The following is a 236-nucleotide window of genomic DNA, read 5'->3' on the forward strand; positions in this document are numbered from 1 at the left end:
GACTTTAAAAACTATAAATTAAAACAGGAATCTGAATCTGTCAACTTTGGAGAACCATTTTATCCTGACCCAAAAAATCGAAATACATATATATTGTCGACTTGGATTGATAAGTATAGTAGCGATTTTGAAATTAAGTCAGATAGTTTAATAATATATCTAAATGAAAACAATTTAGTAAAAGAAATTGAACGGATTAAAGAGAAATTGAAAAATAAAAACAGTGGCTAACAAAG

1 protein-coding gene is annotated in these 236 nt (G+C 26.3%); it reads left to right on the forward strand.

Features of this window, described 5'->3' with window-relative positions:
• A partial coding sequence (locus tag ACH5TX_RS00155; protein ID WP_439337542.1) for a hypothetical protein occupies positions 1-231 on the forward strand: 231 nt, incomplete at its 5' end.
• Positions 232-236: the final 5 nt, after the last annotated feature.

Source organism: Thalassobellus citreus, assembly GCF_044385915.1.
GTDB lineage: Bacteria > Bacteroidota > Bacteroidia > Flavobacteriales > Flavobacteriaceae > Thalassobellus > Thalassobellus citreus.